16 protein-coding genes are annotated in these 15038 nt (G+C 65.6%); 9 read left to right on the forward strand and 7 right to left on the reverse strand.

What is annotated here, in order from left to right:
• Position 1: 1 nt before the first annotated feature.
• From P0645_RS05360 to coxB, 6 genes are all read right to left on the reverse strand, one after another.
• Entirely contained in the window at positions 2 to 700 is a 699-nt protein-coding gene (locus tag P0645_RS05360) for an SURF1 family protein (protein ID WP_284163545.1), read from the reverse strand.
• 65 nt (positions 701 to 765) lie between these two features.
• Positions 766 to 1587 carry a cytochrome c oxidase subunit 3 gene (locus P0645_RS05365; RefSeq protein WP_284163546.1) on the reverse strand — a complete coding sequence of 274 codons (822 nt, stop codon included), beginning with the start codon at positions 1585 to 1587 and terminating at the stop codon, positions 766 to 768.
• A gap of 30 nt (positions 1588 to 1617) precedes the next feature.
• Complete coding sequence (locus tag P0645_RS05370; RefSeq protein WP_284163547.1) at positions 1618 to 2199, reverse strand: cytochrome c oxidase assembly protein; 582 nt, start codon at positions 2197 to 2199, stop codon at positions 1618 to 1620.
• Positions 2196 to 2375 carry a cytochrome c oxidase system small membrane protein gene (locus P0645_RS05375; protein ID WP_284163548.1) on the reverse strand — a complete coding sequence of 60 codons (180 nt, stop codon included), beginning with the start codon at positions 2373 to 2375 and terminating at the stop codon, positions 2196 to 2198. Before P0645_RS05375 ends, P0645_RS05370 begins: the two co-directional genes overlap by 4 nt.
• A complete protein-coding gene (cyoE, locus tag P0645_RS05380; protein WP_284163549.1) occupies positions 2375 to 3307 on the reverse strand; it encodes a heme o synthase in 933 nt (310 codons plus the stop codon). Before cyoE ends, P0645_RS05375 begins: the two co-directional genes overlap by 1 nt.
• A gap of 61 nt (positions 3308 to 3368) precedes the next feature.
• Entirely contained in the window at positions 3369 to 4229 is an 861-nt protein-coding gene (gene coxB / locus P0645_RS05385; RefSeq protein ID WP_284163550.1) for a cytochrome c oxidase subunit II, read from the reverse strand.
• Between the two features lie 290 nt (positions 4230 to 4519).
• Between coxB and P0645_RS05390 the strand changes: the two genes are divergently transcribed.
• From P0645_RS05390 to topA, 7 genes are all read left to right on the forward strand, one after another.
• Positions 4520 to 5335 (forward strand): alpha/beta hydrolase, encoded by an 816-nt coding sequence (locus P0645_RS05390; protein WP_284163551.1) that lies wholly within the window; start codon positions 4520 to 4522, stop codon positions 5333 to 5335.
• A gap of 101 nt (positions 5336 to 5436) precedes the next feature.
• Entirely contained in the window at positions 5437 to 6858 is a 1422-nt protein-coding gene (gene tldD / locus P0645_RS05395) for a metalloprotease TldD (RefSeq protein WP_284163552.1), read from the forward strand.
• Positions 6859 to 6971: 113 nt separating this feature from the next.
• Positions 6972 to 7568, forward strand: a complete 597-nt coding sequence (locus tag P0645_RS05400; RefSeq protein WP_284163553.1) for a hypothetical protein — start codon at positions 6972 to 6974, stop codon at positions 7566 to 7568.
• Between the two features lie 19 nt (positions 7569 to 7587).
• Positions 7588 to 8196: a hypothetical protein gene (locus P0645_RS05405; RefSeq protein WP_284163554.1), complete on the forward strand. Its 609-nt coding sequence runs from the start codon at positions 7588 to 7590 to the stop codon at positions 8194 to 8196.
• Positions 8197 to 8205: 9 nt separating this feature from the next.
• Positions 8206 to 8811: a hypothetical protein gene (locus P0645_RS05410; protein WP_284163555.1), complete on the forward strand. Its 606-nt coding sequence runs from the start codon at positions 8206 to 8208 to the stop codon at positions 8809 to 8811.
• A gap of 111 nt (positions 8812 to 8922) precedes the next feature.
• Positions 8923 to 10050 carry a DNA-processing protein DprA gene (dprA, locus tag P0645_RS05415; protein WP_284163556.1) on the forward strand — a complete coding sequence of 376 codons (1128 nt, stop codon included), beginning with the start codon at positions 8923 to 8925 and terminating at the stop codon, positions 10048 to 10050.
• Between the two features lie 268 nt (positions 10051 to 10318).
• The gene (gene topA, locus P0645_RS05420; RefSeq protein WP_284163557.1) at positions 10319 to 12910 is read left to right on the forward strand and encodes a type I DNA topoisomerase; all 2592 of its coding nucleotides are present in this window, start codon (positions 10319 to 10321) and stop codon (positions 12908 to 12910) included.
• A gap of 79 nt (positions 12911 to 12989) precedes the next feature.
• Here topA and P0645_RS05425 read toward each other — a convergent pair whose 3' ends face one another.
• The gene (locus tag P0645_RS05425) at positions 12990 to 13568 is read right to left on the reverse strand and encodes a LuxR C-terminal-related transcriptional regulator (protein WP_284163558.1); all 579 of its coding nucleotides are present in this window, start codon (positions 13566 to 13568) and stop codon (positions 12990 to 12992) included.
• Between the two features lie 125 nt (positions 13569 to 13693).
• Here P0645_RS05425 and P0645_RS05430 point away from each other — a divergent pair, with 125 nt between their 5' ends.
• Positions 13694 to 14398: a CoA transferase subunit A gene (locus P0645_RS05430; protein ID WP_284163559.1), complete on the forward strand. Its 705-nt coding sequence runs from the start codon at positions 13694 to 13696 to the stop codon at positions 14396 to 14398.
• Positions 14398 to 15027: a CoA transferase subunit B gene (locus P0645_RS05435; protein WP_284163560.1), complete on the forward strand. Its 630-nt coding sequence runs from the start codon at positions 14398 to 14400 to the stop codon at positions 15025 to 15027. The genes P0645_RS05430 and P0645_RS05435 overlap by 1 nt, the downstream gene beginning before the upstream one ends.
• The last annotated feature ends 11 nt before the right edge of the window (positions 15028 to 15038 follow it).

Here is a 15038-nt window from a genome sequence, read left to right on the forward strand (position 1 = left end):
CTCAGGCCTTCGTTTGCCCAATATCCCTTGTCCGCGCCGTGCGCCAGATCAGGTATCCGCTCATCGCCACCCACACTCCCGCCAGCGAAAACCAGGTGATCGCATAATTGAGGTGATCGTTCGGGATACCGCTCGTGTCGACCGGCACGGGGACAATAGACTGCGCGTCGCCCTCTGCCGTCCTCAGGACGACAAGAACGGGTTCGGTTTTCAGGTTTTCCGACATGGTCGCGACATCGCGGGCGAACCACAGGCGGTTCGCCGGATCGGGCGCGGGCGTGTAGCCGTCTGCCTCGGCGGGCCAGTGAAGGTTACCGGTCACGGCGAGCGCAACAGGCGGACGCGACGCGTCACGACCCGCCTCGGGCACGAAACCGCGGTCGAGAAGAATGCGGCGGCCATCTTCGGTCTCGAAGGTCGCGATGATCTCATAGCCGCCACCTATGTCCTTCTTGCCGGACAGGACGCGGACTTCATCGCCGGTCGTGCGGCCGGTGACCCTGACCGGCAGGTAGCGGTCGCGTTCGGGGTCGAGCGCCGGGGCGGGCGGCAGTTCGACCGGGCTTGCGGTGATCCGCGCCTCGATATCGGCGATGACCGTCTCTTTCCAAGCCAGCCGCCTGAGCTGCCATGTGCCCAGCGACAGCAGGATCGCCACACCGACAAGTCCGAGGATCAGGGGAAAAGCCAGACGCCGCATCGTGTACCTTCAAAGAAAAAGCGCGGGGGAATGCCCCCGCGCCTGCTTTCTTGTCGCACCCGGCGTCAGCCGCCGACCACGGCACCGTGGCTGCCCCAGATGTAGATCGCGGCGAAGAGGAAGAGCCAGACCACATCGACGAAGTGCCAGTACCAGGCGGCAGCCTCGAAGCCGACATGCTGTTCGGGGGTGAAATGGCCCTTCATCGCGCGGAACATGCAGACCAGAAGGAAGATCGTCCCGATGATCACATGCGCGCCATGGAAGCCCGTCGCCATGAAGAACGAGGCGCCATAGATGTTGCCCGCGAAACCGAAGGCGGCATGGCTGTATTCGTACGCCTGGAAGAAGGTGAAGAGCGCGCCGAGCGCGACCGCCAGCAGAAGGCCGTTGATCATGTCCTTGCGGTTGTTCTCATGCGCCATCGCATGGTGCGCCCAGGTCGCGGCGGCACCGGAACACAGCAGGATCAGCGTGTTGATCAGCGGCAGGTGCCAGGGGTCGAAGACCGTGATCCCCTCCGGCGGCCAGACGCCATCGACCGCCGGGCTCATCGGCCCCATCGGATAAAGCGCATGCTTGAAGAAGGTCCAGAACCAGGCCGAGAAGAACATGACCTCGGACATGATGAACAGGATGAAGCCGTAGCGCAGGCCGATGCGGACGACCGGCGTGTGATCGCCGGTATTGCCCTCATGCACCACGTCCGACCACCAGCCGAACATCACGTAGGCGACGAGCGCCAGCCCGATGAGGAACATCCAGGGCGTGATCCCGTGCATCCAGAGCACCGCCCCGAACAGCATGATGAAGCCGCCGACCGCGCCCAGAAGCGGCCAGATCGAAGGTTTCAGAATGTGGTAGTCGTGGTTCTTTGCATGCGCCATGTCGGTTACCCTGTTTGGGCCTCGGTTTTCTCAGTTATAGGGAGCCTTTGCGCCGGGCGAAAGGCTCGCCTGCGCATCCGGCAGTTCAGTTTCGAAGAATGTGTAGGACAGGGTGATATGTTTCACCTGCATCGTGTCGGTGTCGCGGGTAATCTCCGGATCGACGAAGAACACGACCGGCATCTGCACCCGTTCATGCGGCTTCAGCACCTGTTCGGTGAAACAGAAACACTGGATCTTGGTGAAGTAAGCCCCGGCGATGTCGGGCGCGACATTGTAGGAAGCGGTCCCGGCGATCACGCGGTCGGTCGGGTTGTAGGCCTCGTAGAAGGCCATGCCCTGTTCGCCGATACGCACTTCCATCTGGTTGACGACCGGCTTGAATTCCCACGGCATGCCGTCGCCGGTATTGGCGTCGAAGCGGACGGTGATCGTCTGATCCAGGATTTCGCCGGTCGATGTCGCGGCGGTCTGCGGGGTTCCGGCAAAGCCCGTGACCCGGCAGAACCAGGAATAGAAGGGTACGGCTGCAAAGCTGAGGCTGACCATGGTCGCCACGATGCCCAAGAGCATCAGCGCGAGGCGGCCATTCTGACCGGGCCGTGCGCTCATTGACCCTGCTCCATGGTAGAGGCCATCCCGGGCGGGTTGCCATGCTCATCCTGACGCGAGACCTTCACGATGGTGAGGACGAAGACCAGTAGCACGAACGCCCCGAGTGCGAGCCCGAGCGCCATGTTCCGGCCCAGTCGGCGGCGGTGCAACTCGTGCTCTACCTGAATGGCCATTACCAGCCCCCCATGCCGAAGGCGGCAAGGCTCTTCTCGATCAGAAGCGCGCCGAAATGCAGGAAGAGATAGGCGAGCGAGAAGGCGAAGAAGGCTTTCTCGGCCTTGTATTTGTCTGCCTCGGCCTGCGTCTCGTCACGGCGGAAAATGCCGACCGCTCCCTTGATGAACCAGAGGTTCAGAGCGACGGATATCGCCAGATAGACCGGCCCGCCGATCGAAGTGAAGCCGAGCGCCAGCGCGAAGGGCGCAAGCGCGAGCGTGTAGACCAGAATATGTTTGCGGGTCGCGGGGCGGCCGTGCGTCACGGTCAGCATCGGCACGCCGGCCTTGGAATAGTCGTCCTTCATGAAAAGCGCCAGCGCCCAGAAATGCGGCGGCGTCCACATGAAGATGAGGGCAAACATCAGGACCGATTCGAGGCTGACCCCGCCCGTAGCGACCGCCCAGCCGATCATCGGCGGGAAGGCCCCCGCCGCGCCGCCGATCACGATGTTCTGCGGCGTCGAGCGTTTCAGCCACATCGTGTAGATCACGACATAGAAGAAGATGGTGAAGGCCAGGAACGCGCCCGCGAACCAGTTGGCCGCAAGCCCGAGCATCAGGCAGGAGAGGAGCGACAGCGCCAAGCCAAAGCCTAGGGCCTCGCCTTCCGAGATGCGGCCCGCAGGCACCGGACGGTTCTGGGTGCGACGCATGATGCGGTCGATGTCGGCATCGTACCACATGTTCAAGGCACCCGAGGCCCCGCCGCCGAGCGCGATGAAGAGGATCGCGGTGAAGGCGACGAACGGGTGGACCGGGACGGGCGCGACAAGCAGGCCGACGAACGCCGTGAAGACGACAAGCGACATTACGCGCGGCTTCAGGAGCTGGACGAAATCGCCCGCCCCCGCTTCCTTGCCCGTGTCGATGGCGCTGAAGTCGCTCATGTCTTTCCCGATGACGAGGGGCGCCCTTCGGCGCCCCGACTTGGATCGGCCGTGCGGCGGCTCAGTTCGAGGCGACGGCGAGCGGCGCCGAAGTGCCCGCGTCGGCGGTCTTGGTCCGCGCGAGCCAGTCATTGTAGACCTGCTCGCTCACCACCTTCACGGTGATCGGCATATAAGCATGATCCTTGCCGCAAAGTTCCGAGCACTGGCCGAAATAGACGCCTTCCCTCTCGGCCTTGAACCACAATTCCGCGATCCGGCCCGGCACGCCATCCTGCTTCACCGCGAAAGCGGGGACGGTCCACGAGTGGATCACGTCGCTCGCGGTGACCTGGACGACGACGGTCTTGTTGACCGGCACCACGACGGCATTGTCGGTGGCCAGCAGATATTCGTCCTCGCTGTAGCCATTGGCGGCAAGTGCGGTCTTGTCGAGGAGGAAGCTGTCGAAGGCCACGCCTTCGTCGGGATATTCATAGGACCAGAACCACTGGTTGCCGGTGGCCTTGATCGTCACGTCCGCAACCGGGATTTCCTGCTGCTTGAAGAGGATCGGCAGCGAATTGGCGCCCAGAACCACGAGGATCAGCACCGGAACCAGCGTCCAGACGATTTCCAAGGGAGTGTTGTGGGTGAAGCGCGCAGGTGTCGGGTTCGCGCGGCTGTTGTAGCGCACGATCACGATCAGCAGCAGCGCCATGACGAAAGCCGCCACGACGATGCAGAGCCACAGAAGCACATGATCGAGCCACTGCTGGTCGCGCGCCAGCTCCGTCGCTGCCGGCTGGAAACCGGTGAGGCCCGCATGGGGCTTGCCGACCGTCTCAAGGCCCGAAATCCCGTCCTGGGCAAAGGCCGCGACGGCGAGGCCCATCGAGGTGAAACCGGCCGCGAGGCCCGCAAGATGTTTCGCAAAACGCATGTCGTGTTCCCGTTCCTCAAGCGGCTTTGCGCCGCCCCGACCCAACGCTTCCCTTTCGCGCGGGGCCGGTTGTATCCGCGCTCTCTAAAATCATATTAGAGGCAAGGCGACAAGCAAAACCGTTGCCCCCGGAAGCTGCATTTTGACGCGCATGCGATCTGTCACGCGATCGACGACGCCGAGACTGGAATTTGAATGACACTGCTCGCTGCGGAGAGCTGTTCGGCGAATCCCCCGTTTGCGGCTGATTGCTGCCTTGGGCTGCGGCAAGACGCTGGCGGGTCGCGCCGATGAAACGATTGCTCAAGGGCCTTCTCGCGGCATGCGCGGCGCTCTATCTCCTCGTGCTGATCAGCCTTTACGCCTTCCAGCGTGACCTGCAGTATTTTCCGGGCCATCGCGCCCCGTCACCGGAGGAGGTCGGGCTGGACGGGGTGGAGGCTCTGTTCCTGACGGCACCGGACGGCACGCGCCTAAGACTGTGGCATGCGCCCCCAAGACCGGGCCACCCAACGATCCTCTATCTGCACGGCAACGCGGGCGAGATCGCGGACCGCGTGGGCGCGTTCAGCTATTTTCAGTCGCGCGGCTACGGGGTCGCCCTTCTGTCCTATCGTGGCTTTGCCGACAGCGGTGGCGCGATTTCCGAGGCGGGGCTGATCGAGGATGCGGAGACCGCTTATCGCTGGTTGACCGACGGCGGTGTCGCGGCGGGCGATCTGATCGTCATCGGAGAATCGCTTGGCACCGGCGTTGCCGTGCAACTGGCCGCGCGCCATCCGGTGGCCGCCCTCGCGCTTGAGGCGCCCTACACCTCGACGCTTGATGTCGCGCGCCGGAGCTATTGGTGGCTGCCGCTTGCACTTCTGATGAAGGACCAGTTCAGGTCGCTCGAGCATATCAAGGCGGTTACCGCACCGCTTCTGATCCTGCACGGCGACAGCGATACCGTCATCCCCTATGCGCAAGGCGAACGGCTCTTCGAGGCCGCCAACGCCCCCAAGCGTTTCATCCCCTTCCCCGGAAGAGGCCACGGCATCATCTCCGATTCCGCCGTCTGGGAGGAAGAGGCGCGGTTCTTCGAGGAGGTTCTGGCCGGGCGCTAGACCTGCGGACGCAACCTTGCGTCCTTGCGATCCGCGCGACCGAAGCTTAGCTTCACCTGATGCGCCGAACCGGCCGCCCGACCAACGTGAGCGAGAGCGAGATGACAGATACCCCCTTCCGCCCCTTCGAGACGCATCTGGACGAGAGCCGCGCGCTGGCGATTGTGCGAGACGCAGTGGCGGGCGCCGACGATGGCGAACTGTTCCTGGAACGGAAGCGCTCCGAGGGGCTGGTGTTCGACGATGGGCGGTTGAAGAATGCGAGTTACGACGCTTCCGAAGGGTTTGGCCTTCGGGCGGTGAATGGCGAGGTCGCGGGCTATGGCCATTCGACCGAGATTTCCGAGGCGGCGCTCTCGCGCGCCGCTGAAACCGCGCGGCTTGCCGTGGGCGACGGCGGCGGGAGGCTCGCCTCGGCGCCCGCGGGCACCAACCGGCGGCTCTATTCCGACGCAGACCCGATGCTGGATGCGACCTTCGGGCTGAAGGTCGAAACCCTGCGCGAGATCGACGCCTTCGCCCGCGCGCTCGACAGCCGCGTCGTGCAAGTGTCGGCGACGCTCGCCGCCTCGCTGCAGGAGGTCTTCATCCTGCGCCCCGAAGGTGGCCTCGTCTCGGATATCCGGCCCATGTCGCGGCTGAACATTTCGGTCATCGTCGAACAGGGCGGGCGGCGCGAATCCGGCTCGTTCGGCGGCGGCGGACGGTCCGGGCTGAAGGCGCTTATGGAGCCCGGCCACTGGCAGGGCGTGGCGCGCGAGGCCTTGCGGATCGCGCTCGTCAACCTCGACGCGGTCGCGGCCCCGGCAGGCGTGATGGACGTGGTCGTCGGCCCCGGCTGGCCCGGCGTTCTGTTGCACGAGGCCGTGGGCCATGGCCTTGAGGGCGACTTCAACCGCAAGAAAACCTCGGCCTTCGCCGGGCTGATGGGCAGCCGCGTTGCCGCCCCGGGCGTCACCGTGCTCGACGACGGCACCATTCCCGACCGGCGCGGGTCGATCACCGTCGATGACGAGGGCACGCCTTCGGGCAGGAACGTGCTGATCGAGGACGGCATCCTCGTGGGCTACATGCAGGACCGCCAGAATGCCCGGCTGATGGGCGTGAAACCCACCGGCAACGGCCGCCGCGAAAGCCACGCCCATATTCCGATGCCGCGCATGACCAACACCTACATGCTGGGCGGCAGTGCCGCGCCCGCCGACATAATCGCAAGCCTCAAGGACGGGATCTATGCCGTGGGCTTTTCCGGCGGCCAGGTCGACATCACCAACGGCAAGTTCGTCTTCAACTGCACCGAGGCCTACCGGGTCAGGAACGGCGTCGTGGGCGAGCCGGTGAAGGGCGCCACATTGATCGGCGACGGGGCGACGGCGCTGAAGCAGATCAGGGCCATCGGCAATGACATGGCGCTCGACCCCGGGATCGGCAATTGCGGCAAGGCGGGCCAGTGGGTGCCGGTGGGCGTGGGGCAGCCGACGCTGATGATCGGCGGGCTGACGGTCGGCGGCTCGGCCGCCTGACGTTTCTCACTGCCCGATCCTTGGGTCATGGATTCCACCGTTGACGGTCGGCGGCGCCTGCCTAGGGTGCGGCGGCAAGAGATTGCGCCACCACTCAACCGGACAATCCGTCGATGAATAGACTTTCCCTCTGTGTGCTGCTGTGCGCGGCCACGCCCTCCATGGCCGAAACGATTCTTTCCGAGGCCTCGGGCAACTGGCAGCCCCCAGACATGGCCGCCTATGCCCGCGCGGTTCTCACCCAGGACGGCGAGGCGCTGCGCCTGCGGATTTATGAAAGCGAGACGCCGGGCGCGACCGACGGCACGCTCGTCCTCGACAATCCGGCGATCGGGACCGCGGCGATGATCGCCGATGGCCGCGCGTGGCTGGAGTTTGACGGTACCGGCACGCTGGGCCTGATGACCCGCGGGATCGACGGCACCGGCCTGACCGTGACGCGTACCGCAATCGCCTCGACATCCGAGGGGCTGCTTGTCGTTGGCTACTACCGCGGCCATTTCTCCGCCAAAGCCCAGAACAGCGAAGACGAGCTTCTGAACTGCTACGGAACCGAATGCCCGACCTGCAGCCTGAGCGTGATGAAAAGCGACCTGCTGCTATGGGGCGAGCGGATGGCGCTTCCCGACCTTCGCAGGTCGGACTTCACGCTCGGCGACTGGCGCGACGCAAAGATCGCCGAATTGGGCCTGTGCGAAATCGAACCCTGAAAGAGTGAAAAGGCAACCGATGCGTATCTCAACCTATGCACTTCTGGCCGGTCTCGCCGGGGCCTTGCCCGCCTCGGCCGAAACGGTCCTCAGCGAGGTGACCGGCAACTGGGCCGCACCCGCGAACGACGGTTTCTATTATCGTGCTCTTCTGACGCACGAAGGCGACTATCTGCGGCTGCGCATCTTCGAGGGGATGAGCGCCGACGCGCTGCCCGCCGAACCAACCTTCGACAGCCCGAGGATCGCCTATGCCAGCACCCTGCCCGAGGCGCGCGACTGGCTGGAGGTCGGGCCGGAGGGCCAGCTTTTCCTGAACAGCGTCGCGGTGAACGAAAGCCACGTCTATTCCGAGCGGTTGTGGGTCCATCACATGGACAACCAGGTCACCGTGATGGGCTACGAGACCTACAACAACGGTCCCGACGCCGTCGCATCGATGCCCGCCAATCCTTTCACCTGCTGGGGAACGCACTGCTATTCCTGTGTCGCCGATGTGTGGGACGGAACATCCGCCATCGGCGACGAGCCTTACGCCCATATCAGCGCGCCGGTCGAGGCGATCAATGCCGCGACCTGGACCCCCGAGACAATCTATGAACTCGGCCTTTGCCCGGCCCCAGACTGAGGATCTTTCATGCGCCCTCTGCTTTCCCTTTGCCTCCTGCCGCTCGGCCTTCCCGCCGCTGCGGACGAACTTGCCCGCGCAGAAGGCACCTGGGCCGACGGCTCGGCCTATACCGCGATCGTCACCGACGAGGGCGAGGATGGTCAGGCGCGGATCATGATCTACGATTCCCCCAGCGCCCGGGGCGAGGCGGGCGGCGAGGCGGGCGGCGAGGCGGGCGGCGATCCGCTTGTCGACAATCCCGCGCTGACCTGGGTCTTCGAGACGGTCGCGATGGAGCCCGGTCCCGACGGCACGCTGATCTTGCGGACGCGGGCGGACATTCCCGACCAGGTGATCTTCAACGAGGTCTTCACCATCGGCCAGTGGGACAGCGAGATCGCCGTATTGCGTTACCAGATCCTCTTCGGCGACCCGGCGGCACCGGATGCCGAGCCGGGCCTCTTCTGCGATGCCGATGTGGCAGCGGGCCGCATCACCTGGCCCGACCCCGAGATGCAGCGTGACCCCGCCCTGCCGATGCCGACGGCGGCCGACATGCGGTTGCAGGACTGGACGATGAACCGCGCCACGTCGGTCGATCCGGGCCTTGGCCTGTGCATCGCGTTCGGGTGAGCCGAGAAAATTCTCGCGGCTCGGATGAAGGCGCGCGAATCGTAACGATTGATTAACCTTAAGGTTGCAAGGTGGCCTTGCGAATGAGGCGAAGGCACGAGGGAAAAAGGTTTGTTCTCTTACCCCACCCCCTTCACCCCACCCACCACGGAAGAAGACAGACTGTCGTGGCTCCGTCTCATTCGCTCCCGCCGGGTCGGCCCTGCGACCTTCTGGCGGCTTCTCAGCGAACATGGCTCCGCCCAGGCCGCGCTTCTGGCCCTGCCCGGGCTTGCGCGCGCCGCAGGCGTCCAGGGCTATGAGCCCTGCCCCGAAGGCGTGGCCCTGGCCGAGATGAAAGCGGCGCGACGCGCGGGCGCCCGGATGATCGTCAAGGGCGACAGTTCTTATCCACCCGATCTGGCGCTTCTGCCCGAGGCTCCGCCGCTTCTCTGGGCACTGGGCGATCCGGGGTTGATGGCGCAGCCGATGGTGGCGCTCGTCGGCGCCAGGAACGCATCCTCGCTCGGCACCCGCATGGCGCGCCGCCTCGCCGAAGGGCTCGGCGCGGCGGGCGTCGCCGTCGTGTCGGGCCTCGCGCGCGGCATCGACGCGGCCGCCCATGCGGCAGCGGTCGAAACCGGCACGATCGCCGTGCTCGCGGGCGGGGTGGACGTGATCTATCCGGCCGAGAACGCGGGCCTTGCGGCCAGCCTGCGCGACAAGGGGCTTCTGCTTTCGGAACAGCCGATGGGGCTTGAACCGCTCGCGCGGCATTTTCCGATGCGCAACCGCATCATCTCGGGCCTTGCGAAGGCAGTCGTCGTGGTCGAGGCCGCGCATGCCTCGGGCAGCCTGATCACCGCGAAATGCGCGCTCGATCAGGGGCGCGAGGTGCTTGCCGTGCCGGGCCACCCGTTCGACGGCCGCGCGGGCGGCTGCAATGCGCTGATCCGCGACGGCGCAACCTTGGTACGCGGGCCCGAGGATGTGCTTGAGGCGCTGGCTCTCGACAAAGTGCCCGCCACCGCGCCGCCGGTACCGCAGAACGACGCTGGGCCTGCCGCCCCCATACCGGCCCGCGACATGCGGGCGCTCCACCAGCTGATCCTCGACCGGCTCGGGCCAAGCCCGCTGGCCGAAGACCAGCTTCTGCGCGATCTTTCCCTGACGGCGGCGCAGGCGGCACCCGAACTTCTGGCGCTCGAACTCGACGGACAGATCCTGCGCGCGCCGGGTGGTCTCCTGTCCCGGGTCTGAGGGGCGGCGCAGCCCCTCGTCGCGCCCTTGCGCGCGCTCCCCGGGTCCGGCGAAGACGGCGCAACGCGCCGGATGAGTCGCTGGCGAGAAAGCACCACGCCGCCATCACCCCGGCATAACAGGCAGTCGGCGCCGACCGGCGAAGAGAGCACGAAGGGCTTGATGAGCCGCACTCCGGACAGGCCCGCAACCGCATGTCATTGACAGTCCCCGCCCCGCCCCCCATGTTCGCCGCCCATATCGCAAAACCGCTTCGCCCGAGGATCCCATGGCCGTCGTCGTCGTCGAATCTCCCGCCAAGGCCAAGACAATCAACAAATATCTGGGCTCCGACTATACGGTCCTCGCCTCTTACGGTCATGTCCGCGACCTGCCGCCGAAGGACGGATCGGTCGACACGGAGGACGGATTCGGCATGACCTGGGAAGTGGCCGCCGACAGCCGCAAACATGTCCGCGCCATCGCCGAGGCGCTGAAATCCGACGATACGCTCATCCTCGCCACCGACCCCGACCGCGAGGGCGAGGCGATCTCCTGGCACCTGAAGGAAGCGCTGGCCTCCTCCCTCAAGAAAGGCAAGACCGTCCGCCGCGTGACCTTCAACGCCATCACCAAGGCCGCTGTAACCGAGGCGATGGCCAAACCCCGCGATGTCGACATGGAACTGGTCGAGGCCTATCTCGCCCGCCGCGCGCTTGATTATCTCGTGGGCTTCAACCTGTCGCCCGTCCTGTGGCGCAAGCTTCCGGGCGCGAAGTCCGCGGGCCGCGTGCAGTCGGTCTGCCTGCGCCTCATCGTCGAGCGGGAACTGGAGATCGAGGCCTTCCGCGCCCGGGAATACTGGAGCGTCAAGGCACTCCTGAAGACGCCGCGCGGCCAGGAATACGAGGCGCGGCTGACCGTCCTCGGCGGCAAGAAACTGGACAAATACGATATTGCGAACGCCACGGCGGCGGAGATCGCCGTCCAGGCCGTCACTTCCCGCACATTGGCGGTCAAGCGGGTCGAGGCCAAGCCCGCCGCCCGCAACCCCTACCCGCCCTTCATGACCTCGACGCTCCAGCAGGAAGCCTCCCGCAAGTACGGCATGGGGGCGAAGGCCACGATGTCGGCCGCCCAGCGCCTCTACGAGGCAGGCCACATCACCTACATGCGGACCGACGGCATCGACATGGCGCCCGAGGCGGTGATGGCGGCGCGTGACGAGATCAGGCGGCGCTTCGGTGCCGACTACGTGCCCGACAGCCCGCGCATGTACAAGAACAAGGCCAAGAACGCGCAAGAGGCGCATGAGTGCATCCGGCCGACCGACATGGGTGCCTCGCCCGAGAAGCTGCGCCTCGAAGACGATCAGAAGAAGCTCTACGACCTGATCTGGAAGCGCACGATCGCCAGCCAGATGGCGGCGGCGCGGATGGAACGGACCACGGTCGACGTGGGCAGCGCCGACAGCGAGGTCGAACTGCGCGCCACCGGTCAGGTGGTGATGTTCGACGGGTTCCTGAAAGTCTATGACGAGGGCCGTGACGACGAAGAGGGCGACGACAGCGCCCGCCTGCCGCAGATCATGGAAGGCGAACCGGCCGAGAAACGCGCGATCACGCCCGAACAGCATTTCACGCAAGCCCCGCCCCGCTATACCGAGGCGACGCTGGTGAAGCGGATGGAGGAACTGGGCATCGGCCGCCCCTCCACCTATGCCTCGATCGTCACCACGATCCAGGACCGCGACTATGTGCGCAAGGACAAGGGCCGCCTGATCCCCGAGGACAAGGGGCGTCTGGTCACCGCCTTCCTCACGAACTTCTTCCGCCGCTATGTCGAATATGACTTCACCGCCGATCTGGAAAACGAGCTGGACGAGATCTCGGCGGGCGAGCGGAACTACAAGGAGGTTCTGGCCCGTTTCTGGCGCGATTTCACCGCGGCAATCGCGGAAACCTCCGAACTCAGGATCGGCGAAGTCCTTGAAAAGATCGACGATTTCCTGGCACCGCATCTCTATCCGGCCCGCGCCGACGGCGGCGATCCGCGTCTTTGCCCGACCTGCGGCAAGGGACGGCTGAACCTCAAGACCGCGCGTTCCGGCGGGGCCTTCATCGGCTGCTCCAACTATCCAGAATGCCGCTATACACGGCCGATCTCGGCCCCGAACGGCGAAGAGGCCGCGGTTGACGGCAAGGTCCTCGGGCAGGACGATCAGGGCAACGACATTACCGTCCGCGCCGGCCGCTTCGGACCCTACGTCCAGCGCGGCGAGGCGACTGAGGCGCAGCCCAAGCCCGACCGCGCCAGCCTGCCCAAGGGCTGGGGCGCCGACACGCTCTCGCTTGACCGCGCGCTGGCGCTTCTGTCCTTGCCGCGCGCAATCGGCCCCCACCCGGAGGACGGCGCACTGGTCGAGGCGGGCATCGGCCGCTTCGGTCCCTATGTGAAGCACAATGCGACCTATGCGAACATTCCCGATGTCGAGGAGGTCTTTACCATCGGCATGAACCGCGCGGTCGAGGTGCTGGCGCAGAAAGCCGCACGCGGCAGCCGGAGCGGCACGGCGCCCGCCGCGCTGCGCGAACTGGGCGCCCATCCCGATGGCGGGCCGATCCAGATGATGGCCGGGCGCTACGGGCCCTATGTGAAGTGGGAAAAGGTCAATGCCACCCTGCCCAAGGAGGCCGATCCCGCGACAGTGACGCTGGAGGAAGCGCTTGTCCTGATCGCCGAAAAGGCGGCGAAGGGCGGAAAGAAACCTGCCCGCAAGGCCGCCGCCAAGGCAAAACCTGCGCCGAAGGCCAAGACGACGAAAACCGGGGCGGCGACGCCGAAGGGCAAGGCCGGGGCGGCGAAGGCGGCGGCTGGATAGGACCGGGGCCGGGGCACGACCCCGCCCCCACCCCCAGCCCCTCCCCACGAGGGGGAGGGGAGGCACGAAACACCTGCCGTCAGCGCGGCGGGTCCGGTGCGGCCAGAAGCTTCCGGACCAGTTCGAAACTGTTCCTCACCCCCATCTTGCGGATCATGTTCGCGCGGTGAACCTCCACCGTCCGGTGCGAACAGGAGAGCGCCTGGCCGATCTCCTTGCTGGTGAAACCGTTCACCAGGTAATGCGCGATGCGCTTTTCGGCGCCGGTCAGCGGGCCGAAGGCCGCCTTTTCCGCCGCCGGGCGGTAGGTCCAGATCGCCAGCCTTTGCGGATCGGCCCGGTCGAGCGCCGCCCCGCAGCCCTCCATCCACACCACCTGCCCGTCCTTGCGCAGCATGAACCGCTCGTCACGATAGACGGGCTCAGCCTGCAGCGCCCGCCGCGCCCGTTCGCCGATCAGCTCGTAGTCGCTCTGCCCCGGATAAAGCAGGCGGATCGACTGGCCCTCAAGCTCCGCGGGCGTCCATCCGAAGACGTCACCCACCCTGAGGCTCGCACGCAGGATCACGCGGTCGGCGAGGATCAGCGTCGCATCCGGCGCATGCCGGAAGGCCAGCCGTTCATAATCACGCCCCTGCGCGCCCTGCCCGCTTTGCATCGCCAACCTCTACGTATCCACATACGTATTCTTACGGATGGCAGCCTGCCCGGCAATCCGTCACTTTCACTCCCGAAAACCGCGCCGGGGCACCGGCAGACGGCGACATCGGAAGGAGGATGCCGGTGAAGAAAGTCTACAAGGATGCAAGATCCGCGCTGGAAGGCGCGCTGTTTGACGGAATGACGATCGCCGCGGGCGGCTTCGGCCTCTGCGGCATACCGGAACTCCTGATCGCGGCGATCCGCGATGCGGCAACGAAGAACCTGACGATTGCGTCCAACAATGCGGGCGTCGACGGGTTCGGCCTTGGCCAGCTTCTGGCGACGCGCCAAGTGAAGAAGATGATCTCCTCCTACGTGGGCGAGAATGCCGAGTTCATGCGCCAGTACCTGTCGGGCGAGCTGGAACTGGAATTCAACCCGCAAGGCACGCTCGCCGAACGGATGCGGGCGGGCGGCGCGGGCATCCCCGGCTTCTACACCGCGACCGGCGTCGGCACGGTCATTGCCGAGGGCAAGGACCACAAGCAATTCAACGGTCGCACCTATATCCTCGAAACCGGGATCGTCGCGGACCTTTCGATCGTCAAGGCCTGGAAGGCGGACCCGTCGGGCAACCTCGTCTTCCGCAAGACCGCGCGCAATTTCAACGCGCCTGCGGCGACCTGCGGCAGGATCTGCGTGGCGGAGGTCGAGGAAATCGTGCCGCTCGGCTCGCTCGACCCCGACAAGATCCACCTGCCCGGCATCTATGTGCACCGCATCATCGAAGGCACGCACGAGAAGCGCATCGAAAACCGGACCACCCGCAAGAAGGAGACCGTCTGATGCCTTGGGATCGTGATCAGATGGCCGCGCGGGCGGCACAGGAACTGCAGGACGGCTGGTATGTGAATTTGGGCATCGGCATCCCGACGCTGGTGGCGAACTACATCCCCCATGGCGTCGAGGTGACGCTGCAATCGGAAAACGGCATGCTGGGCATGGGGCCCTTTCCTTTCGAGGGCGAGGAAGACCCCGACCTGATCAATGCGGGCAAGCAGACGATTACCGAACTGCCGCAGACCGCCTATTTCGACAGCGCCCAAAGCTTCGCGATGATCCGGGGCGGCAAGATCGCCATGGCGATCCTCGGCGGCATGGAAGTCTCCGAAACCGGCGATCTCGCCAACTGGATGATCCCCGGCAAGCTCGTCAAGGGCATGGGCGGCGCGATGGACCTGGTGGCAGGCGTCGGCCGCGTCGTTGTCGTGATGGACCATACCTCGAAGCACGGCGAATCGAAGGTGCTGAAGGAATGCACGCTCCCCCTGACCGGCAAGGGCGTGGTGAACCGGATCATCACCAACCTCGGCGTCCTCGACGTCGTCCCCGGCGGGCTGAAGATCGTCGAGACCGCCGATGGCGTGACCGAGGCGGACCTCCGCGCCGCGACCGAAGCGACTATTGTAGACTGATCCTTTCATCT

The organism is Frigidibacter sp. SD6-1 (assembly GCF_030143255.1).
GTDB lineage: Bacteria > Pseudomonadota > Alphaproteobacteria > Rhodobacterales > Rhodobacteraceae > TMP-24.